Below are 2,944 nucleotides of genomic sequence, written 5' to 3'. Positions count from 1 at the left end.
CCGGCCTGCCGGGCGAGCCGCCGGTGACGCTCGATCTCGGCGGTGACGGCCCGCTCGATTCGTTCGGCTCGACCCTGATCTTTAATGCCGGCCCGACCATCGGCGCCCGCGGCGATGCCCGGCTCGATCGCACCGGCAGCGAGCGCAAGCTCGATCTCGCGCTGGATGCTCGTATCGAAGGGCTGATGCCCGCGCCCGTCGCTCCGGTCTTCGCCGGCTCGACGCGGCTGGACGGCTCGGTCGGCTTCGCCGACGAAGGCGCCATCGACATCCGCAACATGGCGCTGGTCTCGGCCCTGGCCCGGCTCGACGTGCTCGGCCGCTATACCGCCGACAAGCAGCTCGACCTGCGCGTCACCGCCGCCGCCCGCCCCAATGCGGAGGGCAAGACCGTCGCCTCGGGCACCGAGATCGGCAAGCTCGCCTTCGACGCGACGATCAAGGGACCGGTCGCCGGGCCGACCATCGCGGCCACGCTCGACGCGCAGCAGGCCAGGCTGCCGGCCGGCGGCTTTACCAGCCTCGGCCTCACCTTCAACGCGACTCCGACGGGTACGATCGGCGAGCCCGGCACGCGCATTGCCCTGACCGCCGATGGCCAGGCCGCCGGCATCACCCTGGTCGACCGCGGGCTCGCCCGCGCCGTCGGCGAGCGCGTCACCTTCACGCTCAGGGGCGTCGCCCAGGACGACGGCACCGCGGATTTCGAGGCGCTGCGGCTGGCGATGTCGGGCGTGGAGCTGGACTATACGGGCAAGGCCGGCAACGCCCGCGTGCTCGGCCGCCTGCAGGCCGTGCTGCCCGATCTCGCCCGGTTGAGCGGCCTCGCCGGCCGCCCGCTCGCGGGCCGGGCCGAAGTGGGGGCCGAGATCGACGCCACGCCCCGCCGCAACGACTACGCCGCGACCCTGAGCGGGCGAGGGGACCGCCTCGCCACCGGCGACGCCCGGCTCGACCGGCTGCTGTCGGGCCGCCTCACGCTCGACGGCCGGGTCCGTTCGCTGGCGGGGGACCTCACCGTCTCTGGGCTGAGGTTGGCCGGCGAGCACGCCGCCATCACGGCCGAGGGCGGGCTCGGTGCGCAGGCGTCCGATCTCAGGCTCGCTGTGTCGATGCCCGATCTGAAGCGCGCCGATCCGCGGCTCTCGGGCCGCGGCGACGTCACCGCCCGGATCACCGGTCCGCGCGACAGGCTCGACGCCACCGCCCGCCTCGCGGTCGCGAACGCCACCGCGCTCGCCCGGCCGATCCCGCGGCTCGCCATCGACGCCGTCGTGCGCGATCTCCAGGGCGCGCTCGACACCCGCCTGACGCTGGACGGCGAGATCGATTCCAAGCCCGCCACCGGCACGCTCGCGCTCGCCCGCCTGCCGGGGGACGGCTGGAATCTCTCGGCGCTCGACGTGGCCATCGGCTCGGTGCGCCTGAACGGCGCCCTGACGCTCGATCCCACCAGCCGCGCCGAGGGGCGCCTCACGCTGGCCGCGCGCAATCTCGACGATCTCTCGGCGCTCGCCTTGACCAAGCTCGGCGGCCAGCTCGACGCCGACATCCGCCTCGCCGTGCTGGAGGGGCGCCAGAATCTCGACCTCACCGCGAAGGGCTTAAGGCTCGCCGGCCCCTCGGTCGCGATCGACCGCCTGGATGCGACCGCCGCCGCACGCGACGTCTATGGCCGGCCGCAGCTCGATGCGTCGCTCGCGATCGACCGCGCTGTCGTCGCAGGCGAGGCGATCAGCGCCATCCGATTCGAGTCGAAAGGCGCCCCCGACGCCAGCGCCTTCACCCTGAGCGCCGCCGCGCGCGGCTTTGCCCTCAACGGCGCCGGCCGTCTCGTCCCCGGCGAACCGCTCGGCCTCGAACTGGCGAGCTTCGAGGCGCGCCGCGACGGCCGCCGCATCGCGCTCGCCAACCCCGCCAGCTTCCGTTTCCCGGCCGGTGGCGTCGAGATCGCAGGCTTCGCGCTGGCGATCGAGAACGGCCGCCTGACGCTGGCCGGCCGCGCCGGCGAGGCGCTCGACCTCGACATCGCCGCCCGCAATGTCCCGCTGTCGGCGGCCCGCATCCTTGCCCCCAGCCTCGATCTCTCCGGCATGCTCGAAGCCCAGGCGAAGATCGGCGGCACCGCCGCCGCGCCGACCGGGCCGTGGAGCGTCAAGGTCACGCGCCTTGTGACGCCGGAGACGCGCCGGGCCGGCCTGCCGCCGGTCGAGATCGCGGCGTCCGGTGCGCTGAAGGGCGAGGTCACGACGATCGACGCGAGCGTCAATGCCGGCCGCGGCGCCAGTCTCACCTTGCGTGGTACGGCCCCGCTCAACGCAGCCGGCGTGCTCGACCTCGCGGCGCAGGGCCGGATCGACGCCACCCTCGCCAATCCGCTGATCGGCGCGCAGGGGCGGCGGGTCACGGGCTCTGTTGCGCTCGACCTGCGCGCCGCCGGCAGCCTGTCGGCCCCGCGCCTGTCGGGCACCGCCACCCTCGCCGGCGGCAGCTTCACCGACGTGATCCAGGGCATCCGCCTGACGGCGGTCGAGGCCCGCATCGCCGCGCAGGGCGAAAACCTCACCATCGAGCGCGCCACCGCCAGCACCCCCAATGGCGGCACGCTCTCGGCCACCGGCCGGGTCGCGCTCGATCCTGGCGCGGGCTTCCCGGGTTCGATTCGGGTGCAGGGCAACCGCGCCCAGCTCGTCTCAAGCGACATCGTCACCGCGGTCGCCAATCTCGGCCTCGAACTCGAGGGACCGCTGGCGCAGCGTCCGCGGATCGGCGGGCGCGTCGATGTGCTCTCGCTGAACGTGACCGTTCCCGACCGTCTGCCGGCGACGCTACGCCCCGTCGATGGAATCAGGCATGTCCGCCCGACCGGCACCGCCGCCGCTCGCCTCGCCGCGCAGAAGCGCGCCGCCCGGCCCGCCGGCCGTGCCGGACGGCCCGCGCCGGC

At 74.6% G+C, this 2,944-nt stretch carries 1 protein-coding gene; it reads left to right on the top strand.

What is annotated here, in order from left to right; all coding sequences use genetic code 11:
• Positions 1-23: 23 nt before the first annotated feature.
• The coding region (locus Q8M82_RS16575) for a translocation/assembly module TamB domain-containing protein (RefSeq protein ID WP_305692428.1) at positions 24-2,944 on the top strand (2,921 nt) is incomplete at its 3' end.

It is taken from the genome of Allobosea sp. (genome assembly GCF_030694325.1).
Lineage (GTDB): Bacteria > Pseudomonadota > Alphaproteobacteria > Rhizobiales > Beijerinckiaceae > Allobosea.
Note: the sequence above shows the minus strand (reverse complement) of the source record. Positions and strands in the feature narration are given on the sequence as shown.